The following is a 26,473-nucleotide window of genomic DNA, read 5'->3' on the forward strand; positions in this document are numbered from 1 at the left end:
AAGAACTCATACCCATGTTTTTTAACGCTTTAAAATCCGAGTGGACCAAACTGATGAGCCTGCGCAGTACGGCGGTGTATTTCATCTTGATCACCGGTGCCCTCTATGGCCCCATGGTGCTGCTGGTGGGCCTATCTGATACATCTTCGGGTGTTGATTGGAGTTCGTTGCTGGTGGGCTGGGGCATCGCAGTAGCAATTTCGATTGCTTTTGCTGGTGCCAGTGTCGCAGGTGAATTAGGCGATCACATGCACGCGCATGTTTATCTCACCCAGAATTCTCGGAGCACCTGGATTGCCGCAAAATCGGTGGTGTACGTGGTTTTCTTGGCTATTACTTTTGCCATTGGTATCGCCCTAGCGGTCATCGTTGCGCAGGTGTTCCCCGACAGCAGTTTTAGCGGCGGGGAAACCACGGAACTGTTCATAGTGTTATTCCATGCCATTATTTTTGGTAGCTTTGCTTTCGCTGTCGGCATGCTCACACGTAGCAAGGTTGCGGCGGTGACGCTTCCACTGGCGTGGATGCTGGTGATCGATCAACTCATTCCCTTGGCAGCATCCAAGGTTGAGGCAGCAACATTCTTGTGGCTGCTGAGCCCTCGTCCTCGCAGCAGCCAGTTGGCTGACGCGATTGCTGGGACGATGGAATCCGGAATTGAGCGCGGTTTTGAGCTCAGCCAGATTCAACCGGATTGGTTCAACGTTGTTGTGATTGCGGGCTGGGTGGTTGTTGCTACGGTGTCTGTTTTTGCGGTCAACCGTGTTCGCGATGTCCGTTAAGGTACAATCCGCTGGGTGAAGCAGACTGCGCAAACACACGTCTTTATAGTGGGCGCGCTAGGAATCGTCATGACGTACCTAGCGCTTACGGGGCGGATCAATAATTATCTTCAACCAGGTTTTCGCCCCGTCAGTTTGGCAACCGGCCTCGTGTTGGTTGCCCTCGCGCTGTGGAGCGCAGTACGGCCCAATAGTTTTTCTTCTCGGCGCACATCGTGGTTCCTTTTGGTTCCGGTGTGCGTCGTTGCTGTGTTTGCGCCAGCGGCTTTGGGGGCAGCCACGCTTAATAGCAGTGGGGTGACCCGTGTGGTGGGAAATAACCTTGACGATCTCGCATTGCCCAAGCTTGCCAAAGATCAGACCAACCCGATGACGATGGAGGAGCTCACCACAAGATTTCTGCGCAGTGACTCCGCTACTTTTGACGGCACAGTGGTTGAGGTGGAAGGGTTTGCCTCGGCTGCAGCGGATGGTACGTGGCGGTTAAGCCGTTACAAGATCTACTGTTGTGCCGCCGATGCGATAGCTTACACCGCAACATTGGAGACGTCGGCAAGCGTGCGTAGCGACCAGTGGTATCGCGTACGTGGCGTTGTGCGAGTCTCGTCCGCGCATAACCCGCAATTCCCCGCGATCGAGGTAGACAACCTAGAGGCGATCGATACCCCCACGGAGCCATACCTATGAAAAAAGTCGTGATCGGGTGGGCTGGAATTATAGCCGCGTTAGTCCTGGGGCCGATTATTCAGCTCAAGGGGCAGGCGGAAGCATGGTCGCAGATCAGCACGTCGATCGTGCTGCAAGCGGTACCGTTTCTGGTGCTCGGCGTAGCCATTTCAGCCATCATCGAAGTATTTGTGCCCCAGGCCGCTTTTCGACGCCTCCCGCGCAACGAAAAAGCCGCCGTTCCCATCGCCGCCGCCTCCGGATTCCTTCTCCCTGCATGCGAGTGCGCCTCCGTACCCGTCACGCAATCACTCGTCCATAGGGGAGTACCCCCTGCGGCCGCACTAGCATTTTTACTAGCAAGCCCCGCAATCAACCCTGTGGTTCTGGTCTCCACCGCTGTCGCATTCGGTGGTGACCTCCGCATGATGATCGCACGCCTATGTGCCAGCCTGATCGTGGCCATCATCGTCGGCTGGGTATGGATCAGCGCCCGACTCGACATCGCCTTAGACTCCGAACACACCCACTGCCACGGACACGGCAACACCTGGGATCGATTCCGAGAATCCTGCATGCACGATCTGCTCAACGCAGGCGGATTCCTCGTCATCGGCGCAATGCTAGCGGCTGTGATGAAAGTACTTATCCCCGTAGACGTGATCACCGCCGTAGGTACCCGACCACTCATTGCCTGTCTCATCATGGCAACCTTGGCCATCGTAGTATCCCTGTGCTCAGAAGCAGACGCCTTCGTAGCTGCATCACTGACGATAATGCCCGCCACCGCACAACTAGTATTTCTCGTGGTCGGTCCCATGGTCGACGTCAAACTCATCGCCATGCAACAAGGCGCATGGGGGCGCGGCTTTGTCACCCGATTCGTTCCGCTGACACTGATCGTCGCCATCACCGTAGCCATCGGCGTAGGCAGTATCAGCTTCGGCGATATCTAAAAACGGGCCTGCTGTACCACCAACTCATGGCCCTGAGCAGCCACCATGACCTCCAACTCCTGCAGATTCTGCTCAATCACACTACCTGGCCACAACGTGGTCCGAGTCTGAACCTCGATACCCACGGCGTCAATGATCGCCAAACTCTCCCAACACGACTGCGCGACCCGCGGCGAACACCCCGTGATCTCGTGCATATGCCGTGGCAACGCCTTAATATCCAAGCCAATCCAATCGGGACGCGACTCCGGTTGCGCCACCAAAGTAGCCAAGCGCTTCGGCGCATAACCACACGTATGCAGCCCTACCGGCAACCCCAGATCGTGGATCCTACAGATAGCCTCGGCAAGACCCGGTACCGCGGTAGGCTCACCGCCGGAGATCACCACGGCGTCGATAAGTCCTATGCGACGCCGCGCCAAATCCACCAGATCATCCACGCCCACCGCGCCGGGTGCGAACTCCTGTAGCTGGGCATTATGGCAATACACGCAGCGCAACGGGCATCCCTGTGTAAACGCGGTGATCGTTAGCTTGCCAGGCCAATCAGTTGCAGAAAACGGAATAATCCCGGCGATGGGCAGATCAGATGAGGGCTTCGGCAAAGTAGGTGCGCTCATGGAACTCGCCCTTCTTTCCGGTATTAAAACTTTGTACCGGGCGGAAATAGCCCATCACGCGCGTCCACATCTCCGTCGTAGCACCACACTGTGGGCATTCGGGGTGCTCGCCGGAAATATATCCATGATCTGGGCAAATAGAAAACGTTGGGGTGATCGTGATGTACGGCAGATGGAAGTTGGTCAAAGCGCGACGCACAAGAGCCGCACAAGCCTTGCCATCGCTCATTGCAGCGCCCATATAAAGGTGCAACACAGTGCCACCGGTGTACTTCGACTGCAAGTCCTCCTGCAAAGCGAGGGCCTCGAAAGGATCCGGGGTGTGCGAAACCGGCAGCTGCGAAGAGTTGGTGTAGTAGGGCTCCTCCGGTGTTCCCGCATGCAACATATCGGGGTAACGCTTGAGATCTTCTTTAGCCAATCGGTAGGTCGTGCCTTCGGCCGGGGTTGCCTCAAGGTTAAACAAGTGGCCGGTGCGCTCCTGTGCCTGCACGAGGCGAGCATTGATGTGGTCGAGAAGTCGCGCGACCTGGGCATGCCCTTGAGGATCGGTGAGATCGTAGGCGTCGTGAGTGAAATTCCTGATCATCTCATTGCAGCCGTTCACACCAATGGTGGAGAAGTGGTTGTCCAAGCTAGGCAGCCAACGCGCGCTATAAGGGTAGAGGCCTTGCTTCATATGCGTTGCGACGAAATCCCGGCGGCGCTCTAGAGTATCGATTCCCAACTCGATGAGCTCATCTACTGCGCTCAGCAGGGCTTGTTCATCACCGGCATAGAGATAGCCCAAACGTGCGCAGTTGAGTGTGACCACGCCGATGGAACCAGTCAATTCTGCCGAACCGAACAAACCATTGCCGCGTTTGAGCAACTCGCGAAGATCAAGCTGCAAACGGCAACACATCGAACGGATCATGCCGGGGTCTAGATCGGAGTTGATGAAATTCTGGAAGTAGGGAAGACCGTACTTCGCAGTCATGGTGAACAAGGCCTCGGTATTGGGGGAATCCCAATCAAAGTCTTTGGTGATGTTATATGTGGGGATGGGGAACGTAAACGGCCGGCCATCGGCATCGCCTGCCGACAGCACCTCAATGAATGCGCGGTTGATCAGGTCCATTTCCTCTTGGAGCTCGCCGTAAGTGAAGTCCACAGGTTCTTCGCCGATAAACGGCACCGAGTCCTTGAGATCGGCTGGGCAGGTCCAGTCAAAGGTCAGGTTGGTAAATGGAGTTTGCGTACCCCAGCGCGATGGAACGTTCAGATTGAAAATGAACTCCTGCATGTCCTGGACGATCTCGTCATAGGAGAGGTTATCTAGACGTACAAATGGCGCCATATAGGTATCAAAGGAGCTGAATGCCTGTGCGCCTGCCCATTCGTTTTGGAGGGTTCCCAAGAAATTAACAATCTGGCCGCATGCCGACGAGAAATGCTTCGGTGGGCGAGATGAGATCGTGCCGGGCACGCCGCCGAAGCCTTCTTCGAGAAGTTGGCGCAGGGACCAGCCAGCACAGTATCCGGAGAGCATATCGAGGTCGTGGATGTGGATGGAACCCTCGCGGTGCGCGGCGCTTGCAGCTGGGCTAAACACTTGGTCAAGCCAGTAGTTTGCAGTGATTTTTCCAGCGGCGTTGAGGATCATTCCGCCCAAGGAATAGTCCTGATTGGCGTTGGCATTGACGCGCCAATCGGCGCGAGAAAGGTACTCGTCGATAGTTGTTCGACTATTAATTTGGGAATCACTCATATGGAACAACTTAAGGCTTGAGGTGTACGAAAACTACAAGATATAGTTGTGCAACATCTCACTAAATCAATATGTAGTGGTGTTTGTATGGGAATGTGCTGGAAAAATCACCCACATATTGTGGCAGTGATATTGATCGGCGTGTAAAAAAGAACCCATGGCTCATCCACTTTTCATTGCTGTAGATGACAGCATTCTCGACGAACTTCGCATCAAAGACGACGAGCTTTTAGAGCAGCTTTTTAGCGGCACTCTTGGTGATCCTGTGACTATTGGGTCAGCCTGGGTAGATGTGGAGGAGCAGCTACGCGCCGCTGGATTCCGTGGTTTTGCGGTTCGTGGCTGCGAGGTTATCGTGGGCGACCCTATGGCTGGATTGGTGCCGTCGGAACGCGTCGAGGAGATGTTGGATTCTCTGGCTGGCCTATCGGGTGAAGCGGTTGAGACGCTAACTGATCTTTACCGCAGCGCGCGAGCTGCTGGTCAAGGCGTTGTGATTATTTCGGAGTAATTTTTTAAGTTGACTTGGGCTGCCTTAGTTGGTAGGGTGGCCAACAGTCCCACATGTTTGATGCGTGGGAGCCTTACGTTTTGCCTAGTAGATTCTTGCCGATTGGTGATTATCGAGAAGCGTTAAGGAAATGCACGGAAGCGGCCCCGGAAAGAGCCCCTTTTTTGGTTTGTCCGGACTCTTTTGTGTACTACTAGGCATGAACAAAAGCGAAAATTTTTTAAAGCACTACCTCGGTGGAGCTTTGGAAAAGTTACCGAAATAGAAAGACGGTTATGCCCACTATTCAGCAGCTGGTCCGCAAGGGCCGCCACGATAAGACTGCCAAGGTTGCAACCGCAGCCCTGAAGGGTTCCCCGCAGCGTCGTGGCGTGTGCACCCGTGTGTACACCACTACCCCTAAGAAGCCTAACTCTGCACTGCGTAAGGTTGCCCGTGTGCGCCTTACCTCCGGCATCGAGGTTTCCGCTTACATCCCAGGTGAGGGCCACAACCTCCAGGAGCACTCCATGGTGCTCGTTCGTGGCGGTCGTGTTAAGGACCTCCCAGGTGTTCGTTACAAGATCATCCGTGGCGCACTGGATACCCAGGGTGTTAAGGATCGTAAGCAGGCTCGTTCCCGCTACGGCGCAAAGAAGGAGAAGTAATCAATGCGTAAGAATGCAGCTCCAAAGCGTCCGATCGTTAAAGACCCAGTTTACGGCTCTGAGGTTGTTACCCAGCTGGTAAACAAGGTTCTCTTGGACGGCAAGAAGTCCACCGCTGAGCGTATCGTCTACGGTGCTCTTGACAAGTGCAAGGAAAAGACCGGCACCGATCCAGTCCTGACCTTGGAGAAGGCCCTCGGCAACATCAAGCCAGACCTCGAGGTTCGTTCCCGCCGCGTCGGTGGCGCAACCTACCAGGTTCCAGTTGAGGTTCGTCCAGCACGTGCTAACACCCTCGCTCTTCGTTGGTTGGTTACCTTTACCCGCCAGCGTCGTGAGAACACCATGATCGAGCGCCTCGCTAACGAGATTCTCGATGCAGCTAACGGCCTTGGTGCATCCGTCAAGCGTCGCGAGGATACCCACAAGATGGCTGAAGCAAACCGCGCGTTTGCTCACTACCGCTGGTAATCCACATGCGCATTCCGGCCCAACCTTCCTGGCACGGCTTCGCTGCTTGTGCGCGAAGTTACCATTATTGTTGCAGGTAGTTGGGCCTTTGCCATATAACGCTACGGGGTTATATGGCAGAAGCACACCTCGATTTTTGCCATCAATGCTGAGAAATTTCCTCGGATTTGGCAGAATTGAACAGGAACTATCCATGCAGTGAGTGAGGAAACAAAGTTTGCTCACTCCGGCTACATAAGTTAGGGACAACTGTGGCACAAGAAGTGCTTAAGGATCTGAACAAGGTCCGCAACATCGGCATCATGGCCCACATTGACGCCGGTAAGACCACCACCACCGAGCGTATCCTCTTCTACACCGGTATCAACCGTAAGGTCGGCGAGACCCACGACGGTGCCTCCACCACCGACTGGATGGAGCAGGAGAAGGAACGCGGTATCACCATTACCTCCGCTGCTGTTACCTGTTTCTGGAACGGCAACCAGGTCAACATCATCGATACCCCAGGCCACGTTGACTTCACCGTTGAGGTTGAGCGCTCCCTTCGCGTTCTCGACGGTGCAGTCGCAGTGTTCGACGGTAAAGAGGGCGTTGAGCCTCAGTCCGAGCAGGTGTGGCGTCAGGCTGCTAAGTACGACGTTCCACGTATCTGCTTCGTGAACAAGATGGACAAGCTCGGCGCAGACTTCTACTTCACCGTTCAGACCATCATCGACCGCCTCGGCGCAAAGCCATTGGTCATGCAGCTGCCAATCGGCGCTGAAGATGACTTCGACGGCGTTGTTGACCTTCTCGAGATGAAGGCCATCACCTGGCGCGGCAAGGTCGAGACCGGTGCAGAGCCAGTTATCGAAGAGATCCCAGCTGACTTGGCTGACAAGGCTGCTGAGTACCGCGAGAAGCTCGTTGAGACCGTTGCTGAGTCCGACGAAGCTCTCATGGAGAAGTACTTCGGCGGCGAAGAGCTCACCATCGAAGAGCTCAAGGCTGGCATCCGTAAGCTGACCGTTAACTCCGAGGTCTACCCAGTTCTCTGTGGTACCGCTTACCGCAACAAGGGCGTTCAGCCACTGCTCGATGCTGTCATCGACTACCTGCCAACCCCACTGGACATCGGAGAGGTTCACGGCCACAAGGTCGGCGACGAGACCGTTGACTTGGTTCGTAAGCCATCCGTTGATGAGCCTTTCTCCGCTCTTGCCTTCAAGATCGCAGCTCACCCATTCTTCGGTAAGCTGACCTTCGTCCGCGTTTACTCCGGCATCGTTGAACCAGGTGCTCAGGTTGCTAACTCCACCAAGGGTAAGAACGAGCGCATCGGTAAGCTCTTCCAGATGCACGCCAACAAGGAGAACCCTGTTGACGAAGCACGCGCTGGTAACATCTACGCGTTCATCGGCCTGAAGGACACCACCACCGGTGACACCCTCTGCGATAAGAACGACCAGATCATCCTCGAGTCCATGGACTTCCCGGACCCAGTGATCAAGGTTTCCATCGAGCCAAAGACCAAGTCTGACCAGGAGAAGCTCGGTACCGCTATTCAGAAGCTTTCTGAAGAGGATCCAACCTTCACCGTTGAACTCGACGAAGAGTCCGGCCAGACCGTTATCGGCGGCATGGGCGAGCTCCACCTCGACGTTCTTGTTGACCGCATGAAGCGCGAATTCAAGGTTGAGGCAAACGTTGGTAACCCACAGGTTGCATACCGTGAGACCATCCGTAAGCCTGTTGAGAAGCTCGAATACACCCACAAGAAGCAGACCGGTGGTTCCGGTCAGTTCGCTAAGGTCATCATCGGCATCGAGCCTTACGCTCCAGAAGCTGAGACCTTGGAAGAGGGCGAGTCCGCAACCTACAAGTTTGAGAACGCCGTCACCGGTGGTCGCGTGCCAAAGGAGTACATCCCATCCGTCGACGCTGGTATCCAGGATGCTATGCAGTATGGTTACCTCGCAGGCTTCCCATTGGTGAACATCAAGGCAACCCTGATCGATGGCGCTTACCACGAGGTTGACTCCTCTGAAATGGCCTTCAAGCTCGCTGGTTCCCAGGCGTTGAAGGAAGCTGTTGCAAAGGCAAAGCCAGTTCTTCTCGAGCCACTGATGGCCGTTGAGGTTATCACCCCTGAGGAGTACATGGGCGACGTTATCGGCGACATCAACTCCCGCCGTGGCCAGGTCTCCGCTATGGATGACCGTGCAGGCGCAAAGGTTGTTAAGGCTAAGGTTCCACTGTCCGAGATGTTCGGCTACGTGGGTGACCTGCGTTCCCGCACCCAGGGTCGTGCAAACTACACCATGATCTTCGACTCCTACGCTGAGGTTCCTACCAACGTGGCAGCTGAGATCGTGGCAGAGCGCAACGGCACTGCTTAATCTAAGCCTCTCGCAGTTTTCTCCCTATGCACGATTTCTAGTCAGTTACAGGGCATAGGGGGAGCGTAGGCGGGGGTAGCGGCTTGCTGAGCACTTCCTCTACTTCAAAGGGAATGCTGAGCCGGCCGTTACCCTGTACGATCCCATCTGGTTTCTTCGGTGGTTTGATAAATACCCCGTTGTGACCCTAGGATCATGTAACTGGCACAATGTAAATAGCTGTACTGCCAGACTGCCGAATTAGCAGTCAGAAATGTACAGCACTGTCAACTCGTGGCTGCGAAATCGTAGCCACCACGAAGTCCAGGAGGACACACAGTGGCAAAGGCTAAGTTCGAGCGTACCAAGCCGCACGTCAACATCGGCACCATCGGTCACGTTGACCACGGTAAGACCACCACCACCGCTGCTATCACCAAGGTTTTGGCAGACGCTTACCCAGAGCTGAACGAAGCTTTCGCTTTCGATGCCATCGATAAGGCACCGGAAGAGAAAGAGCGTGGTATTACCATCAACATCTCCCACGTGGAGTACCAGACCGAGAAGCGCCACTACGCACACGTTGACGCTCCAGGTCACGCTGACTACATCAAGAACATGATCACCGGTGCTGCTCAGATGGACGGCGCAATCCTCGTTGTTGCTGCCACCGACGGCCCAATGCCTCAGACCCGTGAGCACGTTCTGCTCGCTCGCCAGGTCGGCGTTCCTTACATCCTCGTTGCTCTGAACAAGTGCGACATGGTTGACGATGAGGAAATCATCGAGCTCGTCGAGATGGAGATCCGTGAACTGCTCGCTGAGCAGGATTACGACGAAGAGGCTCCAATCATCCACATCTCCGCACTGAAGGCTCTTGAGGGCGACGAGAAGTGGACCCAGTCCATCATCGACCTCATGCAGGCTTGCGATGATTCCATCCCAGACCCAGAGCGTGAGACCGACAAGCCATTCCTCATGCCTATCGAGGACATCTTCACCATCACCGGCCGCGGTACCGTTGTTACCGGCCGTGTTGAGCGTGGCTCCCTGAAGGTCAACGAGGACGTCGAGATCATCGGTATCCGCGAGAAGGCTACCACCACCACCGTTACCGGTATCGAGATGTTCCGTAAGCTTCTCGACTACACCGAGGCTGGCGACAACTGTGGTCTGCTTCTCCGTGGCGTTAAGCGCGAAGACGTTGAGCGTGGCCAGGTTGTTGTTAAGCCAGGCGCTTACACCCCTCACACCGAGTTCGAGGGCTCTGTCTACGTTCTGTCCAAGGACGAGGGTGGCCGCCACACCCCATTCTTCGACAACTACCGCCCACAGTTCTACTTCCGCACCACCGACGTTACCGGTGTTGTGAAGCTTCCTGAGGGCACCGAGATGGTCATGCCTGGCGACAACGTCGACATGTCCGTCACCCTGATCCAGCCTGTCGCTATGGACGAGGGCCTGCGCTTCGCTATCCGCGAGGGCTCCCGCACCGTCGGCGCTGGTCGCGTTACCAAGATCATCAAGTAATGATCTTCTGCGCCTAGGCGCATAGAATTGCCGCTTCCCCACAAGGGGAGGTGGCTTTTCTCGTATCATCGAACGTATGCTAAATCCCCACTTCCGCGACGTGATGCTCGAACAACTAACAATCGATCCCTGGCGCATCCCGGTCGTAGTGCTTTCCGCAGTGGGAACATATATTGGCTTTTTAGTGCTCGTTAAAATTTTTGGCACCCGAGTGCTCGCGAAAATGACTGCCTTTGACGCCGTCGTTCTTGTTATGTTTGGGGCAGTAGCAGGGCGTGTCACCATCGGGCATCCACCAACCCTTGCTGCTGGGCTTATTGGGCTTTCAACCCTCATGTTGCTGGAAGCTACCTTTGGGCAAATCCGGAGATTTTCGCGATTCCAGCACACCCTTAACGGTCGCTCGCAAGTAGTAATGGCACACGGCGAAATCATCGCCGAGCAGCTGCGGAAAACGCGTTTATCCTATAGCGACGTTCGGCTGGCAGTGCGTAGAGCAGGACTTGCAAGTTTGAGTCAAGTTCAGTGCATGATTCTCGAACCGACGGGAGATCTATCGGTTATTAGAGAAGGTGTCCCGATGGATCCGGGATTGCTTAAGAATGTTGCGGGCGTGGAGTATATCTACCCATAGTTTTCGGTGTGGACCAACTACCTGCGGAAATTTTTAAAAATCTTAGCAATGGTGTTGCAAAGTCGTTTTATACGTGTTTTAATAATCAAGTTGCTTTGACAGGCCGCCGTTGAGCGGGCTGGCGCAGCAACCATGACACCTTCATGGTGTGGGTTCAGAAATGGACCACACGTTAAGGATCCTTAAGGCCAAGGCGTTAAGCCTGTTCAACCTTGAGGGCCGGAGTTTGAAGGGGCATGGCAAATAAACAGCGGCAGTATACGTAAGGGTCACGCTTATCGTGAGATAAAGTCCCTTCCGGCTTGACATTACGGGTCTTGTACCCCGTCAGGATGTTTACGGCGTTTGTTATGTGCCTTCGTCCTATGAACTCCACCAAGTCGATACGACAGTCAAGTTAAGAACTGGCGTTGCGCCCAGGTCCCCGAAGATCCGGACAACGTTATAGAGAAATATTGAAGCGATTCCCACCAATCCAAGGATGTGGGACAAGCGAGGAAGAGGATAAGCGTGGCGGGACAAAAGATCCGCATTCGGCTGAAGGCCTACGATCACGAGGCGATCGACGCTTCTGCAAAGAAGATTGTCGAGACGGTCACCCGTACCGGCGCTCGTGTTGTTGGTCCAGTGCCGTTGCCCACCGAAAAGAACGTATACGCCGTTATTCGTTCTCCCCATAAGTACAAGGATTCTCGCGAGCACTTCGAGATGCGCACGCACAAGCGCCTGATCGACATCCTCGACCCGACGCCGAAGACGGTTGACGCACTTATGCGCATCGACCTTCCGGCCAGCGTCGACGTGAATATTCAGTGATCGACGAAATTTTTGGCAGCGGAGAATAACTAATGAGTGAAACTGAGATCAAGGGCATTCTGGGCACCAAGCTCGGCATGACTCAGATCTTCGACGAGGACAACCGTGTTATCCCGGTTACCGTCGTTGAAGCTGGTCCATGTGTCGTAACCCAGATTCGCACCGTAGAGACCGATGGCTACAACGCTATCCAGATCGCATACGGCGAAATCGACCCACGCAAGGCTAACAAGCCAGCAGCGGGTCACTTTAAGAAAGCGGGCGTTACCCCCCGCCGTCACGTAGCAGAGATTCGTATGGACGATGTCTCCGGCTACGAGCTCGGCCAGGACGTGACCGTTGAGATCTTCGAAGGTATCAACTTCGTTGACGTCACCGGCACCACCAAGGGTAAGGGCTACGCCGGCGCTATGAAGCGCCACGGCTTCGCTGGCCAGGGCGCTGCCCACGGTAACCAGGCTGCACACCGCCGCGTCGGTGGCATCGGTGCCTGCGCTACCCCAGGTCGTGTCTTCAAGGGCACCCGTATGGCAGGCCGCATGGGTAGTGACCGCGTCACCACCCAGAACCTCAAGGTTCAAAAGATCGACGCAGATGCTAACCTCATCCTGATCAAGGGCGCTATCCCAGGCGTTCGCGGTGGCATCGTAACCGTTAAGACCGCAGTGAAGGGCGGTGCACACGCATGACCAATCTGAAGTTGGACGTCCTCACCGCTGAGGGCAAGACCGATGGTCAGGTCGAGCTGCCAGCAGAGATCTTCGATCGCGAAGCATCTGTGGCACTCCTCCACCAGGTCGTCAACGCACAGCTCGCTGCAAAACGTCAGGGAACCCACTCGGCTAAGACCCGTGCTGAGGTTTCTGGTGGCGGACGCAAGCCGTTCCGTCAGAAGGGCACCGGTCGCGCACGTCAGGGCTCGATCCGCGCTCCTCACTTCACCGGTGGTGGCATTTCGCACGGCCCTAAGCCACGCGATTACAGCCAGCGCACCCCTAAGAAGATGATCAAGGCCGCTTTGTTCGGTGCTCTCACCGACCGTGCACGTCACGAGCGTATCCACGTCATCTCCGAGTTGGTTGCTGGTCAGACTCCATCCACCAAGTCCGCACGCTCCTTCATCGAGCGCATCACGGATCGTCGCAACGTTCTTCTCGTTGTCGGCCGTGAGGACGTAACCGCACAGAAGAGTGCTCGTAACCTGCCAGGCGTTCACATCCTGTTCGCCGACCAGCTGAACACCTACGACGTCCTGTACTCGGACGACGTTGTGTTCTCCGTCGAGGCTCTGAACACCTTCATTAACCGCGCTTCCGGTGCGGCTCAGGAGGAGAAGTAATGGCTAAGATCGCAGACCCCCGTGACATCATTCTCGCCCCGGTTGTCTCTGAGAAGTCTTATGGCCTGATGGAGCAGAACACCTACGCGTTCTTCGTTGCTCCAACTGCTAACAAGACCGAGATCAAGATCGCCATCGAGCAGATCTTCGGCGTTAAGGTTGACTCCGTTAACACCGCTAACCGTGCAGGTAAGCGCAAGCGCTCCCGCACCGGTTACGGCGTTCGTAAGGCAACCAAGCGCGCCTACGTGACGCTTCGAGAGGGCAGCGACGCTATCGACATCTTCGGCGGAAACGCCGCGTAAGGGTCGAGGTAAGGACACATTATGGCTATTCGTAAGTACAAGCCGACAACCCCGGGTCGCCGCCAGAGCTCCGTTTCCATGTTCGAGGAGATCACTCGCTCGACTCCGGAAAAGTCTTTGGTACGCCCCCTTCCTAAGAAGGGTGGCCGTAACGTACACGGCCACATCACCGTTCGCCACAAGGGTGGTGGACACAAGCGCCAGTACCGTCTGATCGACTTCCGTCGTAACGACAAGGACGGCATCCCAGCTAAGGTCGCTCACATCGAGTACGACCCAAACCGTACCGCTAACATCGCGCTGCTCCACTACGTGGACGGCGAGAAGCGCTACATCATTGCTCCTAAGGGCCTCCAGCAGGGTCAGATGATCGAGTCCGGTGCTAACGCAGACATCAAGGTTGGCAACAACCTCCCACTGCGTAACATCCCAGCCGGTACCACCATCCACTGCGTAGAGCTCAAGCCAGGTGCAGGTGCAAAGCTGGCTCGTTCCGCTGGTGCTTCCATCCAGTTGCTCGGTAAGGCTGGCAAGTACGCAGTTCTGCGTATGCCTTCCTCCGAAATCCGCCGCGTCGACATCCGCTGCCGCGCAACCGTTGGTGAGGTCGGCAACGCTGACCAGATCAACATCCGCTGGGGCAAGGCTGGCCGTATGCGCTGGAAGGGCGTTCGCCCAACCGTCCGTGGTGTCGTTATGAACCCGGTCGACCACCCACACGGTGGTGGTGAAGGTAAGACCTCTGGTGGTCGTCATCCTGTTTCCCCATGGGGCAAGAAGGAAGGCCGCACCCGTAACCCTAACCGTTACAGCAACAATATGATCGTGCAGCGCCGCCGCACGAACAAGAGCAAGAAGCGCTAAGAGGAGGAAAACTTAGATGCCACGCAGCCTAAAGAAGGGCCCGTTCGTCGATGAGCACCTCCTCAACAAGGTCGACGCTCAGAACGAAAAGGGCACCAAGCAGGTCATCAAGACCTGGTCCCGCCGTTCCACCATTCTCCCAGACTTCATTGGACACACCTTCGCCGTTCACGACGGTCGCAAGCACGTTCCAGTGTTCGTGGACGACTCCATGGTCGGCCACAAGCTTGGTGAGTTTGCTCCAACCAAGACCTTCAAGGGTCACATCAAGGACGACAAGAAGGGACGTCGATAAGCGATGAGTGAAGCAATCACCTCCGCACGCGCAACCGCGCGCTTCGTCCGTGTCTCCCCAATGAAGGCACGTCGCGTGATCGATTTGGTCCGCGGCAAGTCCGTTGAGGAAGCACTCGCAATTCTGAAGTACGCCCCACAGGCAGCTTCCGAGCCAGTAGCAAAGGTTGTAGCTTCTGCTGCAGCTAACGCTGAGAACAACTTCGGCTTGGATCGCCGCTCCCTGGTTGTCTCCGAGGCATTCGCCGACGAGGGCCCAACCATGCGTCGTTTCAGTCCACGCGCTCAGGGTCGTGCTTTCCAGATCCGCAAGCGCACCAGCCACATCACCATCGTGGTTGAGAGCCAGAAGGAAGGGGCCAAGTAGTGGGCCAGAAAATCCATCCTCACGGCCTACGTCTGGGCATCACTTCCGACTGGAAGTCCCACTGGTACGCCGACAAGAACTACGCTGAGTACCTCGCTGAAGACATCCGTGTTCGTGAGTACTTGGTAAAGACCCTCGACCGTGCAGGTATCGCCGATGTTGTCATCGAGCGCACCCGTGAGCGCGTTCGCGTCGACATTCACACCGCCCGCCCGGGCATCGTGATCGGCCGCCGCGGCTCTGAGGCTGACCGCCTCCGCACCGAGCTGGAGAAGCTCACCGGCAAGCAGGTCGCCCTCAACATCCTCGAGGTCAAGAACATTGATGCAAACGCTCAGCTGGTGGCACAGTCCATCGCCGAGCAGCTGACCAACCGTGTGGCATTCCGCCGTGCAATGCGCAAGGCAATCCAGGGCGCTATGCGTCAGCCACAGGTCAAGGGCATCAAGGTTGTGTGCTCCGGTCGTCTTGGCGGTGCCGAGATGTCCCGCACCGAGCGCTACCACGAGGGTCGCGTTCCACTTCACACCCTCCGCGCCGAGATCGACTACGGCACCTACGAGGCTCACACCACCTTCGGCCGCATTGGCGTTAAGGTGTGGATCTACAAGGGTGATGTTGTCGGTGGTCGTCGTGAGAGCGAGATCAACGCACCAGCAGAGCGTCGCGGCCGCGGCGACCGCAACGGACGTCCACGTCGTGGCGGTCAGCGTCGTCAGCGCTCTGAGCAGAAGCAGGAGGGCTAAGAAATGCTTATCCCTAAGCGCGTAAAGTACCGTCGTCAGCACCGCCCTCACCGTAGCGGCGTTTCTAAGGGCGGTAACCGCATCACTTTCGGTGACTATGGCATCCAGGCTCTCGAGCCTGCCTACATCACCAACCGTCAGATCGAATCTGCACGTATTGCCATTAACCGCCACGTCAAGCGTGGTGGCAAAGTGTGGATCAACATCTTCCCGGACCGTCCGTTGACCCAGAAGCCACTCGGCGTTCGTATGGGTTCCGGTAAGGGTCCAGTTGAGAAGTGGGTTGCCAACGTCAAGCCAGGTCGCATCCTCTTCGAGATGAGCTTCCCTAACGAGGAAGTTGCTCTTGAAGCGCTGCGTCGTGCAGGCCAGAAGCTCCCTTGCAAGGTTCGTATCGTTAAGAAGGAGGACCAGTTCTAATGGCTAACGGTACCCCCGCACACGAGCTTCGCGAGCTGAACGCCGAGGAGCTTAAGACCCGTCTGACCGAGGCTAAGGAAGAGCTGTTCAACCTGCGATTCCAGGCCGCAACCGGTCAGCTGACCAACAACCGCCGCCTTCGCACGGTCAAGCGCGACATCGCCCGCATCTACACGGTTATTCGCGAGCGTGAGCTGGGCCTGTCCGAGGTTCCGGGAGCTGAGGCTTAAACATGAGTGAGGCAAACGTGAACAACAAGGAAAAGGGCGCACGCAAGGTCCGCACCGGCTACGTGGTTTCTGACAAGATGCAGAAGACCATCGTCGTCGAGCTCGAGGACCGCAAGTCCCACGCAAAGTACGGCAAGACCATTCGTACCAACTCGAAGGTCAAGGCTCACGATGAGAAGGAAATCGCCGGCATCGGTGACCTCGTTCGCATCGAAGAGACCCGCCCACTGTCTAAGGACAAGCACTTCCGTCTCGTTGAGATCGTGGAGAAGGCAAAGTAATTTGCTGCCCCACTGTCACTGAGACAGACAAGAACCCCAGACCTGCCATTATGGTGAGTCTGGGGTTTTGCTATGCCACCACGTTCGTCTTGATGAACAGTGTTATACTTTTTGGAACTGAATTGATGCCCTCACCTCGCTTTTTAAATAAAAGGACAAGACGCACACGTGGTTAAAAAAATTGTTATCCCCGCATCCATAGCGGCGCTGGTGGCACTCGGCGGCGGAGCTACTTACTTTCTCACAGCAGGATCTAGCGATCCGGTGGTTGGAGCTAGCGACTACGTAGTGGTGGAAAAGAAGGAAGTTTCACAGTCGATTAACCTTTCTGGCACGCTTGGCCCCAAGCGTGACGTGGTGTTGGCGTCCAAGCTGACGGGTCCAGTGGAGGCCTTGAACGTAAAAGTGGGCGACCGTATCGAGACAGGCCAGGTGTTGGCTCAGATTAATACGGATAACGAGCGCGGTGAGCTGAACGCTAACTATGCGCAGCAGGCCCAGAATTATGCGCAGTTGATGGCGGCTGTGGAACAGGCCCAATTGCAGTACCAACAGGCATGGGATGCGTTGGATCAAGGTCTCAATGGCGAGGTCAATGGAGCTGAGAATGCATTGCATGCTGCAGATCATGACTACGCAGAGGCAAAGAAGCTTTTTGAGGATTCCCTGCATAACCGTGATGCAGGTATTGATGACGCACTGAAGACGCAGGCTACTGCGCTGAATTCTGCGCGTGATGGTGTAGAAACCGCATCGCTCGATGCTGTTCGCGCTAGTTTCGGTGCCTTAGGCACTGCACTGAACGGTGCATCGGAGAACGCTACTGCTACAGCCCAGAAGCTGCAGGCACAGCAGGCCCCAGGGTTAAATACCCAGGCTATTGAGCAGGGGATTGCAGCCGTCGATAGTGTGAATCGCGCTCGTCAGGCGTGGGATGCGTTGAACCGTGAGCAAAAGAACTATGAAGACGCCTTGGTCAAGGTGGATCAGTCGTTGGCAACGCAGCAGCGTGCTGTGGCGAAGGCTTTCGCTGCGCGTAACGATGCCGCCCGCGGCCTCGAAACTGCACGTTTGCAGGCGAACAACCAGTTGGCTACTCAAAGCCAGGCCGTGGATCAGGCGATTCGGGCAGCGGATGCGGGTAACGCGGTTGCAGCAGTGTCGAACCGTAAGTTGGAGCTTTCTATCGGTGAGGCATCGGTACGAGCTCCGATTCGTGGCGTGGTGACGTCTGTGACTGGTCAAGTAGGCAAGCCTGTAGAAGGTGCGTTGCTGACCATCGCAGACGATACAGACATGCTGGTGCGTGGCACGGTGTCGGAGGCGGACGTTGCGAAAATCAAGGTAGGCAACGAGGTTTCCTTTACCACTCCGGCTACCGGAACTAAACAGTTCAAAGGCCGCGTGAGTGCGGTATCGACCGTTGCAGAATCTAACGCTGGGGCACCGGAGCAAAAAACCAAGAAGGCCCAGTTCCCGATCGAGATCACGGTATCTGGTGACCGCGAAGGCCTGCTATTGGGTGGCTCCGGCAAAGCCAAGATTGTAACCATTAAGTCAAAGCCTGGACTAGCTGTTCCGAAGGAAGCCGTGTTTGAAGAAGGAGGCACTTCTTATGTGCTTGCCATCGACGGTTCTGACGAAGGCTCGAAGGTTCTTAAGAAGGTGGCAGTGACTCTTGGTAAGGGCAATGACTTTGAGACCACTGTGGAATCGAAGGATCTCAAGGCTCAAGACCTCGTGATTAAGGCTCCTGACCTGTATAAGAATTATGAGGGTGCTTCGGTGTCCGTCGACAAGCGCTAGTGCGGAGGTCAGTGCAATGTCAGAGCAACTGATCAAGATGCGCGGGATTGTTAAGCGCTTTAACATCGGGCAACCCGGTGAATTGCAGGTGCTGCATGGCTGCGATTTCGACGTCACGGAGGGCGAGTTTGTTTCCGTGGTGGGTACGTCTGGCTCGGGTAAGTCCACGTTGATGAATATCGTGGGGCTTCTCGACCGCCCAACCGCCGGCAGCTACCTATTTAACGGCGTGAATGTTCTAGAGAGTAACGATGACGAGCTTTCGCGCTACCGCAGTAAGAGCATTGGGTTTGTGTTTCAGAACTTCAACCTCATCGGGCGTATCGACGCCCTGAAAAACGTCGAGCTGCCCATGATGTACGCCGGTGTGAATCGTAAAGAACGGCAAGAGCGGGCAGAAGAACTGTTGGAGCTCGTCGGTATGGCCGATCGCATGCACCACCAGCCTAATGAGCTCTCCGGTGGTCAGAAACAACGCGTAGCCATCGCGCGCGCGCTGGCCAACGACCCGCACCTTTTGCTTGCCGACGAGCCCACGGGTGCCCTTGATACTGCTACCGGCAGGGTAGTGATGGATCTGTTTCATACGCTTAATCAAGAGCATGGGAAAACGATTGTGTTTATCACTCACAACCCCGAGCTAGCTGCTGAAACCACGCGGGTAGCCACCATGCGTGACGGTATGTTCGTTGATGAAGGCTTCTTCCAGTTACATATGACGGGGCAACGATGAGCATTTTTGAATCAATTTCTTTAGCCCTCGGAAGCCTACGCACCAACAAGATGCGATCAGCGCTAACGCTGCTGGGCGTGATCATCGGCATCGCCTCCGTTATTTCCATCTTGACTCTGGGGCACGCGCTGAAAACCCAAACCACAAGCGGTTTGGAAGGCATTGGTATCAACGACTACAACGTTGATGTTCGTGAGCGAACCCCCGAAGGCGAACCCGAACCAGAAGGCTTTTACTTTGGCCCTCCCGTGACCGAACCCGACGCTTTGATTACGCCTGAAATGATCGAGGACCTTCGCTCACAATTTGGACCAGATATCTCCGAGATCCAAGTCGGTGGATATGACGGAACACCGGCAACCACGACTACAGACCTCGATGCCAGTAAAGAGCTGAAAGGCCTTGTCCGAGGAATCAATGTTGATTTCCAGCGTATTAAAGACGTGAAAATCGGGTGGGGAAGAGAAATCACCGATGAGGACATTGACGGTGACCGTCCGGTGGCTGTTGTTCCTGAAAAGCTTGCAAGTTCTTTCTACGGTGGCGATCCTGCTGCAGCGCTGGGCAACAGCGTGACGGTAGAAACCGACTTTGGTACTGCAGATTTTCAGATCGTGGGAGTGACAAAGAAGCCCGAAGAGAAAAAGGGCCTGTTGAGTCTTACCGATGACCAGCTCGAGGTTTTGGTTCCGTATCCCTCAGAAGAAAAGGTCGCAGAAATATCGGGCGCGTTTCCTGGAATTAGCATTCGCCTTGCAACCCCCACAGGAGGTTCGCAATCAGAACGGGATGAACATGACGCTCAGGTGAAAAAGCGATTACAGGAATTTTTTGATGAGCGCTATCAAGAAAATACAGATTACAAAGCCAAGGTGACAGATCAGAAGCAGGATTTGGCATCGGTGAACAAGATCTTGACGTCGATTAGCGCGGCTATTGCGGCAATCGGTGGAATCTCGTTGCTGGTTGGCGGTATCGGTGTTATGAACATCATGCTGATCACCGTGACGGAGCGCACCCGCGAAATCGGTGTGCGCAAAGCGCTGGGTGCAACGCGCCGTGACATCCGCGTGCAGTTTGTCGTTGAGGCCATGATCGTGTGCCTGATGGGTGGTCTGCTGGGCGTGATATTTGGCGGAGCATTGGGAATGCTCGGTGCTAAATTGATGGGAGAATTTGTTTTCCCACCGATTAGCGGCATCGTGATTTCTTTGGTGTTCTCCTTAGCTATTGGTCTCTTCTTTGGTTCTTACCCCGCGGGCAAAGCCGCCAAGCTCAACCCCATTGAGGCGCTTCGCTATGAATAGTTGAGAAGTGGGGTGGGGTTGTGGTTAAATGTTCAGGTTGCCTGCATTGGTCGATTGTTAGTGTGTTAGTTTCCGGACACAGCGATCGAGACCCCTCGACATTTGTTCGTTGAAGAGTGCTGGCCTCATGTACATAGACCGCGTGTGTCAGTTCGGAAATCTGCCACACATTCAATCCAGGTCAGGAGACCCATAGTGATTCAGCAGGAATCGCGTCTGCGGGTTGCCGATAACACCGGTGCACGAGAGATTCTGTGCATCCGCGTTCTCGGTGGCTCTACCCGACGCTTTGCTGGCATTGGCGACGTTATCGTCGCTACCGTCAAGGAAGCTACCCCAGGTGGCAACGTTAAAGCTGGCGAAGTCGTTAAGGCTGTTATCGTCCGCGCTAAGAAGGAAACCCGTCGTCCAGACGGCTCCTACATCAAGTTCGATGAAAACGCTGCTGTTTTGATCAAGAACGACAACGAGCCACGTGGCACCCGTATCTTCGGCCCAGTTGCTCGTGAGCTTCGTGACAAGAAGTTCATGAAGATCGTTTCTCTCGCACCGGAGGTGATCTAGTTATGAAGATCCACAAGGGCGATATGGTTCTCGTGATCTCCGGACCAGACAAGGGCGCTAAGGGTAAGGTCATCAAGGCTTTCCCAAAGACCGAGAAGATCTTGGTTGAGGGCGTTAACCGCATCAAGAAGCACGTTGCTAACTCTGCTCCAGAGCGCGGCGCTGAGTCTGGCGGAATCGTGACCCAGGAAGCTCCAATCCACGTTTCTAACGTCATGGTTTTGGATTCCGACGGTAACCCAACCCGCGTTGGCTACCGCTTCGATGAGAACGGCAAGAAGGTCCGTATCTCGCGTCGTAACGGGAAGGACATCTAATCATGAGCGAGAACTACACTCCACGTCTGAAGACCCGCTACCGCGAAGAGATCCGCACCAAGCTCAACGATGAGTTCTCCTACGAGAACGTCATGCAGATCCCTGGTGTTGTCAAGGTTGTTGTCAACATGGGTGTCGGCGACGCTGCTCGTGACTCCAAGCTGATCAACGGCGCACTCGAGGACCTCACCTTGATCACCGGTCAGAAGCCAGAGCTTCGCCGTGCCAAGAAGTCCATCGCTAACTTCAAGCTCCGTGAGGGCATGCCAATCGGCGCTCGCGTTACCCTTCGTGGCGACCGCATGTGGGAGTTCTTGGACCGTCTGCTGACCGTCGCACTGCCACGTATTCGTGACTTCCGCGGCCTGTCCGATCAGCAGTTCGATGGCCACGGCAACTATACCTTCGGCCTCTCCGAGCAGACCATGTTCTACGAAATCGACGTTGACAAGATCGACCGCCCACGCGGTATGGACATCACCGTCGTTACTACCGCTACCAACAACGAGGAAGGCCGCGCACTGCTTCGCGAGCTCGGCTTCCCATTCAAGAAGGCTGACGCCTAATTAGTTTGTAGCTGTAACTTGAAAACCCCCTTTTTCGGAAGGGGGTTTTCTTGTATCTAAGTCGTTTTCTGGGGCGGGAACGCTATACGTACGGGGGTACCCAATGGAGGTACATAGGCTAGGGGGTATCAATTTACATGCAAAACTTGCGTATTTTGCATGTAAATTGCATTGATATTTCAATCAAATAGGAGGTTGAATTTAACTAGTTATTAAAACTGTCTATTAATTGATAGTCGGAATTGGTGACCTAAATCTACAACTTCAATGGCGCTATAGAAACTATTATTATGAATTTGAATGTATTGAATAAATGTGATCGAAGAAAATAAATGCCATATGACCAGTGGTTATAGGGATTGTTTGTTATTAAATGTGATTCAAAACGATTCATAAAAGGCAAAGTGATTCTAATTACACTACAAACTAGGGCTTCCAACTTTCCCGCAACATGAGAAATCGGTTACGCTCCTTTGTGTAATGCCAAGGACATTGAAACTCGGTTTGTAATGAGTATCACTGCTCATTTGAAAGTGATATTTATATACATTCTTCACCGCTTTAGCGGGGGTGAAAAATTGCTTGCAATGTGGGTTTATGTTGGAAATGGTGGGATGAACTGCCGTTTTCTACTCAAGGTCGTTGGTTTGTGCTTCGAGAGAGAACGGAAGAACTATCGTGTCTCAGATTGTTTCCCACTCAGCATCTGCTGGGGTCCGCGATGGTGTAGCACCATCAGAATCACCTGCCTCATCTAGCGCGCCTTCTTGGCGTAAATCCGACACCGTATGGAGCTTGAGCCTCTTCGGCACAGCCATCGGTGCGGGTGTATTGTTCCTCCCCATCAACGCCGGTATCGGCGGAATCATCCCCATGATCGTCATGGCCGTCGTGGCATACCCGATGGCACACTGGGCACACCGAGGTCTTACTCGCTTCATCCTGTCTGCATCCAAGGAAGACGCAGACCTAACAGACGTCGTCGATGAGCACTTTGGCAACAAGGCCGGCGCTTTTATCACCGTGCTGTACTTCTTGTCGGTTTACCCGATCTTGTTGGTCTACTCGGTGACCATCACCAACACCGTGAACTCCTTCTTGGAGCACCAGCTGGGAATCACCCCACTGCCACGTTGGCTGATGTCGCTCATTTTGGTCGGCGGACTCATCTTCGTGGTCAGCCTCGGCCGCAGCGTGATCGTCAAGGCTATGTCGGTCCTGGTATTCCCCTTCATCGCCATTTTGGTTGTGCTTTCGATTTACTTGATTCCCAAGTGGAATACCGCACTGTTCCAGACCTTTGATCTGCGTACGTCTGCTGAGGCTTCCGGTCACAGCATCTGGGTTACCCTGTTGCTGCTTGTTCCAGTGATGGTGTTCTCCTTCAACCACTCGCCAATTATTTCCTCCTTCGCTCAGGAAAAGCGTGCCGAGTACGGTCAGTGGGCTGATTACAAGACCGGCCGCATCCTTACCGTCGCCCAGATTTTGATGGTTGTTGTGGTTATGTTCTTCGTGTTCTCTTGCGCATTGAGCTTGTCGCCAGCGGATCTCGCTGCAGCTAAAGAGCAAAACATCACCATCTTGTCCTACTTGGCTAACCACTTTGATAGCCCTGTGATCCAGTGGGCTGCTCCTATCATCGCCATGATCGCCGTGGCAAAGTCCTTCCTTGGCCACTACCTCGGTGCTGCTGAAGGTTTCCAAGGTTTGATTGCCTCGGGCGCTGCTTCTAAGGGCAAGACTGTTGATACTCAAAGCCGTGCGCTGGTGCTGGGCACCCTTGCCTTCATGCTGATCTCTTCTTGGCTGGTGGCATGGCTGAACCCATCCATCCTCGGAATGATCGAGACGATGTGTGGTCCTACCATCGCCATCCTGCTCTTCCTGATGCCTATGTACGCCATCCATAAGGTTCCAGCATTGGCTAAGTACCGTGGTCGTATTTCGAACTACTTAGTCTTCGGCATGGGCCTGTTGGCACTGTGCACCATCGTTTACAGCATCGTCCAGGCTTTCTAGAGTTCGGGTTAAGGAGCATACATTATGTTCATCAGCTGCTTTGATATGTTCAAGATTGGTATCGGCCCATCGAGTTCTCACACTCTTGGCCCTATGAAGGCTGGCAAGGCGTTCGTCGATACGCTTGAAGAGCGCGACCTGCTTGATCGAGTCACCCGCGTGCGTGCCGACGTCTACGGCTCGCTGTCGCTGACCGGCATCGGCCATGCTACCGACAAAGCCATCATCATGGGCTTGGCTGGATTTGAGCCAGAAACCGTCGACATCGACGCTATGCCAGGGTTTCTTGAAATCGTCGCTTCCTTGCAGCGCCTTGCACTAGCAGGCGGGAAGAAGACGGTGGACTTCAGTCGAACCGAAGGCATCGTCTTCCACAACACCTGCCTACAACTGCACGAAAACGGCATGACCATCACCGCCTTCGAAGGCGATGAGGTGTTGTTGACCAAGGCATATTTCTCCATCGGCGGCGGATTTATCGTCGACAAAGAGCACTTTGGCCAACCTGTCGAAGACACCGCTGTTGTGCCGTTCCCCTACAACACCGCCGAAGAAGTGCTCGCACACTGCGACCGCGAAGGCATGAGCATCCCAGAGTTCGCATGGCGTAACGAGGTCGCCGCCAACGGCGAAGAAGCCGTGCGCGAACACCTGGCTAAGGTATGGAAAGTCATGCAAAGCGGCATTGAGCGCGGCTCTTCAGCAGAAGGAATCCTGCCAGGCGATTTGCGAGTACCACGCCGTGCCAAGGCTCTTCGTGAACGCCTCGAGGCCACCAGCGAAAACGAACCACTACGCATGATGAGCTGGCTTAACATGTTCGCCATGGCCGTAAACGAGGAAAACGCCTCCGGTGGTCGCGTAGTCACCTCGCCCACAAACGGTGCGTGTGGTGTTCTTCCCGCAGTGCTGTCTTACTGGGACAGTTTGGTCAAGCCTGTGAGCGAGCAAGACGTCATCGACTACCTGCTGACCTGCGGCGTGGTGGGTGCGTTGTACAAGAAGAACGCCTCCATATCCGGTGCTGAGGTCGGTTGTCAAGGCGAGGTCGGTGTGGCCTGCTCTATGGCAGCGGCTGGTATCGCCCAGCTCATGGGTGCAACCCCTGCCCAAGCTTTCGCAGCAGCAGAGATCGCAATGGAGCACAATCTTGGTCTTACATGTGATCCGGTCTGCGGCCAAGTGCAGGTGCCCTGCATTGAGCGCAATGCGATTGCGGCGGTGACCTCAGTTAATGCGGCAAATATGTCGCTGCAGCGAGGATCTACCCCAACGGTATCGCTGGACCAAGTTATCCAGACGATGTACCAGACCGGCAAGGACATGGACTCCAAGTACCGTGAGACGTCTCTTGGTGGTCTCGCTAAAGTCTTGATGCCACGACTTATGCCGTGTAGCTGATAAAACCCTGGCTGCCGATTACCTCAACCGAGGTGGTCGGCAGCTTTCCCATATCCCATATCCAAGGAGTATTCTTTATGATTTCACGCAGAAGTTTCCTCGGCGCATGCGCTCTCGCCTCCGTGGCTGGTGCGGTGCAGGCATGCAGCAACAAAGCCGGCAGCGCAGGTGTGCGTAACGACGCCACCGGCCACCTCATCGTTCTCGGAACCGGCGGCACCATCGCATGCACCAACGTGGATGGGGCATTGGTGCCCACTGTCTCCGGAGAAGATCTGGTCGCAGGGGTCTACGACACCTTTGACAAAGACAAACTCAGTATCGATGTTCGTCAGGTATCCCAGCTCGACTCCTCGGCAATGACACTCAAAGACACCGACATGATCATCACCGAAGTACTCAAAGCTGTCAAAGAAGATGGCGTGACCGGTGTGATTGTCACCCACGGCACCGACTCCATGGAAGAATCCGCCATCGCCGTTGACACCTTCCTCGACTCCGACGTGCCCGTCGTATTCACCGGCTCCATGCTGCCTTTCGATGACCCCAAAACCGACGGCCCCGCCAACCTCTTGTTGGCAGTTCGCACCGCTACCGCCCCCGAAAACCGCGGCAAAGGCGTGTTTATTGCCTTCGGTGAAAAGACACTTCGTGCCCGTGGCGCCTACAAATCCAACGCCAATAGCGTGGACGGATTTGATAGCAACGCCGACAACGAACTCACCCGTCCTGCAGCATTAGCCTACAAACCCCTAGAACACCAGCGCGTTGACATCATCGCCGCCTACCCAGGCGCACCTCGCGCGCTTGTCGACGCCTCCCTCGCCAGCGGCGCCAAAGCCCTCGTCATCGAAGGCATGGGTGCCGGCAACGTAGGCGGTGACATCGCCCTCGCTATCTCCGACGCCTTGGACAAGAAAATCCCCGTAGTGATGTCCACGCGTGTCGACGCCGGCCGCGTTGAAGGCACCTACGGCGGTGCCGGCGGTGGCGCAACACTTGCCGCCAAAGGCGTGATTGGTGCAGACATCCTGCGCGCCGGGCAGTCACGAATCCTACTGGCCTGCGCATTAGCAACGAAGACTGAACCGAAGACGCTGTTTTAGGCACTCCATTGGTTGTAGCCACCTGATAGGCTCACAAGGTCTTTAACGCCGGCGCGGGAAAGCGG

At 55.2% G+C, this 26,473-nt stretch carries 31 protein-coding genes; 29 read left to right on the plus strand and 2 right to left on the minus strand.

Going from position 1 to position 26,473, the window contains the following annotated elements; genetic code table 11:
• Positions 1-14: 14 nt before the first annotated feature.
• From CIP100161_RS02410 to CIP100161_RS02420, 3 genes are read left to right on the plus strand one after another with little or no spacing between them, the layout of a single operon-like run.
• Complete coding sequence (locus CIP100161_RS02410) at positions 15-782, plus strand: ABC transporter permease (RefSeq protein WP_155871629.1); 768 nt, start codon at positions 15-17, stop codon at positions 780-782.
• Between the two features lie 15 nt (positions 783-797).
• Entirely contained in the window at positions 798-1,469 is a 672-nt protein-coding gene (locus tag CIP100161_RS02415; protein WP_155871631.1) for a TIGR03943 family putative permease subunit, read from the plus strand.
• The gene (locus tag CIP100161_RS02420; protein ID WP_155871633.1) at positions 1,466-2,404 is read left to right on the plus strand and encodes a permease; all 939 of its coding nucleotides are present in this window, start codon (positions 1,466-1,468) and stop codon (positions 2,402-2,404) included. Before CIP100161_RS02415 ends, CIP100161_RS02420 begins: the two co-directional genes overlap by 4 nt.
• On the opposite strand, the gene CIP100161_RS02425 is transcribed toward CIP100161_RS02420, so the two are convergent.
• A complete protein-coding gene (locus CIP100161_RS02425) occupies positions 2,401-3,024 on the minus strand; it encodes an anaerobic ribonucleoside-triphosphate reductase activating protein (protein ID WP_155871635.1) in 624 nt (207 codons plus the stop codon). The genes CIP100161_RS02420 and CIP100161_RS02425 overlap by 4 nt on opposite strands.
• Positions 2,990-4,774, minus strand: coding sequence for a ribonucleoside triphosphate reductase (locus CIP100161_RS02430; RefSeq protein ID WP_155871637.1), 1,785 nt, complete (start codon positions 4,772-4,774; stop codon positions 2,990-2,992). The genes CIP100161_RS02425 and CIP100161_RS02430 overlap by 35 nt, the downstream gene beginning before the upstream one ends.
• A 157-nt stretch (positions 4,775-4,931) precedes the next feature.
• Here CIP100161_RS02430 and CIP100161_RS02435 point away from each other — a divergent pair, with 157 nt between their 5' ends.
• The 26 genes from CIP100161_RS02435 to CIP100161_RS02560 all read left to right on the plus strand — a co-directional run bounded on the left by CIP100161_RS02435 (position 4,932) and on the right by CIP100161_RS02560 (position 26,408).
• On the plus strand, positions 4,932-5,285 hold the full coding sequence (locus CIP100161_RS02435) for a hypothetical protein (protein WP_155871639.1): 354 nt from the start codon (positions 4,932-4,934) through the stop codon (positions 5,283-5,285).
• Between the two features lie 275 nt (positions 5,286-5,560).
• Entirely contained in the window at positions 5,561-5,932 is a 372-nt protein-coding gene (gene rpsL, locus CIP100161_RS02440) for a 30S ribosomal protein S12 (protein ID WP_004566706.1), read from the plus strand.
• 3 nt (positions 5,933-5,935) lie between these two features.
• On the plus strand, positions 5,936-6,403 hold the full coding sequence (gene rpsG, locus CIP100161_RS02445) for a 30S ribosomal protein S7 (protein WP_004566708.1): 468 nt from the start codon (positions 5,936-5,938) through the stop codon (positions 6,401-6,403).
• Positions 6,404-6,654: 251 nt separating this feature from the next.
• The gene (gene fusA / locus CIP100161_RS02450) at positions 6,655-8,781 is read left to right on the plus strand and encodes an elongation factor G (RefSeq protein WP_004566710.1); all 2,127 of its coding nucleotides are present in this window, start codon (positions 6,655-6,657) and stop codon (positions 8,779-8,781) included.
• A 318-nt stretch (positions 8,782-9,099) separates the two neighbouring features.
• A complete protein-coding gene (gene tuf, locus CIP100161_RS02455) occupies positions 9,100-10,290 on the plus strand; it encodes an elongation factor Tu (RefSeq protein WP_004566712.1) in 1,191 nt (396 codons plus the stop codon).
• A 76-nt stretch (positions 10,291-10,366) separates the two neighbouring features.
• On the plus strand, positions 10,367-10,924 hold the full coding sequence (locus tag CIP100161_RS02460) for a DUF421 domain-containing protein (protein ID WP_155871640.1): 558 nt from the start codon (positions 10,367-10,369) through the stop codon (positions 10,922-10,924).
• Between the two features lie 510 nt (positions 10,925-11,434).
• Positions 11,435-11,740 (plus strand): 30S ribosomal protein S10, encoded by a 306-nt coding sequence (rpsJ, locus tag CIP100161_RS02465; protein WP_003848085.1) that lies wholly within the window; start codon positions 11,435-11,437, stop codon positions 11,738-11,740.
• A 32-nt stretch (positions 11,741-11,772) separates the two neighbouring features.
• Complete coding sequence (gene rplC, locus CIP100161_RS02470; RefSeq protein WP_004566722.1) at positions 11,773-12,429, plus strand: 50S ribosomal protein L3; 657 nt, start codon at positions 11,773-11,775, stop codon at positions 12,427-12,429.
• Positions 12,426-13,079 (plus strand): 50S ribosomal protein L4, encoded by a 654-nt coding sequence (rplD, locus tag CIP100161_RS02475; RefSeq protein WP_010934329.1) that lies wholly within the window; start codon positions 12,426-12,428, stop codon positions 13,077-13,079. The genes rplC and rplD overlap by 4 nt, the downstream gene beginning before the upstream one ends.
• Complete coding sequence (gene rplW, locus CIP100161_RS02480) at positions 13,079-13,384, plus strand: 50S ribosomal protein L23 (protein WP_004566725.1); 306 nt, start codon at positions 13,079-13,081, stop codon at positions 13,382-13,384. Before rplD ends, rplW begins: the two co-directional genes overlap by 1 nt.
• Before the next feature lie 21 nt (positions 13,385-13,405).
• Entirely contained in the window at positions 13,406-14,248 is an 843-nt protein-coding gene (rplB, locus tag CIP100161_RS02485; RefSeq protein WP_155871642.1) for a 50S ribosomal protein L2, read from the plus strand.
• A 16-nt stretch (positions 14,249-14,264) separates the two neighbouring features.
• On the plus strand, positions 14,265-14,543 hold the full coding sequence (rpsS, locus tag CIP100161_RS02490; RefSeq protein WP_004566728.1) for a 30S ribosomal protein S19: 279 nt from the start codon (positions 14,265-14,267) through the stop codon (positions 14,541-14,543).
• A gap of 3 nt (positions 14,544-14,546) precedes the next feature.
• Positions 14,547-14,909: a 50S ribosomal protein L22 gene (gene rplV, locus CIP100161_RS02495; RefSeq protein ID WP_004566729.1), complete on the plus strand. Its 363-nt coding sequence runs from the start codon at positions 14,547-14,549 to the stop codon at positions 14,907-14,909.
• Positions 14,909-15,655: a 30S ribosomal protein S3 gene (rpsC, locus tag CIP100161_RS02500; RefSeq protein WP_014302912.1), complete on the plus strand. Its 747-nt coding sequence runs from the start codon at positions 14,909-14,911 to the stop codon at positions 15,653-15,655. Before rplV ends, rpsC begins: the two co-directional genes overlap by 1 nt.
• Positions 15,656-15,658: 3 nt before the next feature.
• On the plus strand, positions 15,659-16,075 hold the full coding sequence (gene rplP, locus CIP100161_RS02505) for a 50S ribosomal protein L16 (protein ID WP_004566732.1): 417 nt from the start codon (positions 15,659-15,661) through the stop codon (positions 16,073-16,075).
• Positions 16,075-16,305 carry a 50S ribosomal protein L29 gene (rpmC, locus tag CIP100161_RS02510; RefSeq protein ID WP_004566751.1) on the plus strand — a complete coding sequence of 77 codons (231 nt, stop codon included), beginning with the start codon at positions 16,075-16,077 and terminating at the stop codon, positions 16,303-16,305. The genes rplP and rpmC overlap by 1 nt, the downstream gene beginning before the upstream one ends.
• 2 nt (positions 16,306-16,307) lie before the next feature.
• A complete protein-coding gene (gene rpsQ / locus CIP100161_RS02515) occupies positions 16,308-16,586 on the plus strand; it encodes a 30S ribosomal protein S17 (RefSeq protein ID WP_088267199.1) in 279 nt (92 codons plus the stop codon).
• Between the two features lie 168 nt (positions 16,587-16,754).
• Positions 16,755-18,392, plus strand: a complete 1,638-nt coding sequence (locus CIP100161_RS02520) for an HlyD family efflux transporter periplasmic adaptor subunit (protein ID WP_155871644.1) — start codon at positions 16,755-16,757, stop codon at positions 18,390-18,392.
• 16 nt (positions 18,393-18,408) lie between these two features.
• On the plus strand, positions 18,409-19,125 hold the full coding sequence (locus tag CIP100161_RS02525) for an ABC transporter ATP-binding protein (RefSeq protein WP_155871646.1): 717 nt from the start codon (positions 18,409-18,411) through the stop codon (positions 19,123-19,125).
• A complete protein-coding gene (locus CIP100161_RS02530) occupies positions 19,122-20,432 on the plus strand; it encodes an ABC transporter permease (RefSeq protein WP_155871648.1) in 1,311 nt (436 codons plus the stop codon). Before CIP100161_RS02525 ends, CIP100161_RS02530 begins: the two co-directional genes overlap by 4 nt.
• Positions 20,433-20,627: 195 nt before the next feature.
• Positions 20,628-20,996 (plus strand): 50S ribosomal protein L14, encoded by a 369-nt coding sequence (gene rplN, locus CIP100161_RS02535; protein WP_004566763.1) that lies wholly within the window; start codon positions 20,628-20,630, stop codon positions 20,994-20,996.
• Between the two features lie 2 nt (positions 20,997-20,998).
• Positions 20,999-21,313, plus strand: a complete 315-nt coding sequence (gene rplX, locus CIP100161_RS02540; RefSeq protein ID WP_155871650.1) for a 50S ribosomal protein L24 — start codon at positions 20,999-21,001, stop codon at positions 21,311-21,313.
• 2 nt (positions 21,314-21,315) lie between these two features.
• On the plus strand, positions 21,316-21,879 hold the full coding sequence (rplE, locus tag CIP100161_RS02545) for a 50S ribosomal protein L5 (protein ID WP_004566766.1): 564 nt from the start codon (positions 21,316-21,318) through the stop codon (positions 21,877-21,879).
• Positions 21,880-22,557: 678 nt separating this feature from the next.
• A complete protein-coding gene (locus tag CIP100161_RS02550) occupies positions 22,558-23,901 on the plus strand; it encodes an aromatic amino acid transport family protein (protein WP_155871652.1) in 1,344 nt (447 codons plus the stop codon).
• Between the two features lie 24 nt (positions 23,902-23,925).
• A complete protein-coding gene (locus CIP100161_RS02555; RefSeq protein WP_155871654.1) occupies positions 23,926-25,302 on the plus strand; it encodes an L-serine ammonia-lyase in 1,377 nt (458 codons plus the stop codon).
• A 77-nt stretch (positions 25,303-25,379) separates the two neighbouring features.
• On the plus strand, positions 25,380-26,408 hold the full coding sequence (locus tag CIP100161_RS02560) for an asparaginase (protein WP_155871656.1): 1,029 nt from the start codon (positions 25,380-25,382) through the stop codon (positions 26,406-26,408).
• The last annotated feature ends 65 nt before the right edge of the window (positions 26,409-26,473 follow it).

It is taken from the genome of Corynebacterium rouxii (assembly GCF_902702935.1).
Classification (GTDB): domain Bacteria; phylum Actinomycetota; class Actinomycetes; order Mycobacteriales; family Mycobacteriaceae; genus Corynebacterium; species Corynebacterium rouxii.

Excerpts from the sequence above, each read along its gene's own strand:
- CIP100161_RS02410 (WP_155871629.1), top strand. The coding sequence starts at position 15 with ATGTTTTTTAACGCTTTAAAATCCGAGTGGACCAAACTGATGAGCCTG.
- CIP100161_RS02420 (WP_155871633.1), top strand. The coding sequence starts at position 1,466 with ATGAAAAAAGTCGTGATCGGGTGGGCTGGAATTATAGCCGCGTTAGTC.
- CIP100161_RS02425 (WP_155871635.1), bottom strand. The coding sequence starts at position 3,024 with ATGAGCGCACCTACTTTGCCGAAGCCCTCATCTGATCTGCCCATCGCC.
- CIP100161_RS02430 (WP_155871637.1), bottom strand. The coding sequence starts at position 4,774 with ATGAGTGATTCCCAAATTAATAGTCGAACAACTATCGACGAGTACCTT.
- CIP100161_RS02435 (WP_155871639.1), top strand. The coding sequence starts at position 4,932 with ATGGCTCATCCACTTTTCATTGCTGTAGATGACAGCATTCTCGACGAA.
- rpsL (WP_004566706.1), top strand. The coding sequence starts at position 5,561 with ATGCCCACTATTCAGCAGCTGGTCCGCAAGGGCCGCCACGATAAGACT.
- rpsG (WP_004566708.1), top strand. The coding sequence starts at position 5,936 with ATGCGTAAGAATGCAGCTCCAAAGCGTCCGATCGTTAAAGACCCAGTT.
- CIP100161_RS02460 (WP_155871640.1), top strand. The coding sequence starts at position 10,367 with ATGCTAAATCCCCACTTCCGCGACGTGATGCTCGAACAACTAACAATC.
- rplC (WP_004566722.1), top strand. The coding sequence starts at position 11,773 with ATGAGTGAAACTGAGATCAAGGGCATTCTGGGCACCAAGCTCGGCATG.
- rplD (WP_010934329.1), top strand. The coding sequence starts at position 12,426 with ATGACCAATCTGAAGTTGGACGTCCTCACCGCTGAGGGCAAGACCGAT.
- rplW (WP_004566725.1), top strand. The coding sequence starts at position 13,079 with ATGGCTAAGATCGCAGACCCCCGTGACATCATTCTCGCCCCGGTTGTC.
- rplB (WP_155871642.1), top strand. The coding sequence starts at position 13,406 with ATGGCTATTCGTAAGTACAAGCCGACAACCCCGGGTCGCCGCCAGAGC.
- rpsS (WP_004566728.1), top strand. The coding sequence starts at position 14,265 with ATGCCACGCAGCCTAAAGAAGGGCCCGTTCGTCGATGAGCACCTCCTC.
- rplV (WP_004566729.1), top strand. The coding sequence starts at position 14,547 with ATGAGTGAAGCAATCACCTCCGCACGCGCAACCGCGCGCTTCGTCCGT.
- rplP (WP_004566732.1), top strand. The coding sequence starts at position 15,659 with ATGCTTATCCCTAAGCGCGTAAAGTACCGTCGTCAGCACCGCCCTCAC.
- rpmC (WP_004566751.1), top strand. The coding sequence starts at position 16,075 with ATGGCTAACGGTACCCCCGCACACGAGCTTCGCGAGCTGAACGCCGAG.
- rpsQ (WP_088267199.1), top strand. The coding sequence starts at position 16,308 with ATGAGTGAGGCAAACGTGAACAACAAGGAAAAGGGCGCACGCAAGGTC.
- CIP100161_RS02525 (WP_155871646.1), top strand. The coding sequence starts at position 18,409 with ATGTCAGAGCAACTGATCAAGATGCGCGGGATTGTTAAGCGCTTTAAC.
- CIP100161_RS02530 (WP_155871648.1), top strand. The coding sequence starts at position 19,122 with ATGAGCATTTTTGAATCAATTTCTTTAGCCCTCGGAAGCCTACGCACC.
- rplX (WP_155871650.1), top strand. The coding sequence starts at position 20,999 with ATGAAGATCCACAAGGGCGATATGGTTCTCGTGATCTCCGGACCAGAC.
- rplE (WP_004566766.1), top strand. The coding sequence starts at position 21,316 with ATGAGCGAGAACTACACTCCACGTCTGAAGACCCGCTACCGCGAAGAG.
- CIP100161_RS02555 (WP_155871654.1), top strand. The coding sequence starts at position 23,926 with ATGTTCATCAGCTGCTTTGATATGTTCAAGATTGGTATCGGCCCATCG.
- CIP100161_RS02560 (WP_155871656.1), top strand. The coding sequence starts at position 25,380 with ATGATTTCACGCAGAAGTTTCCTCGGCGCATGCGCTCTCGCCTCCGTG.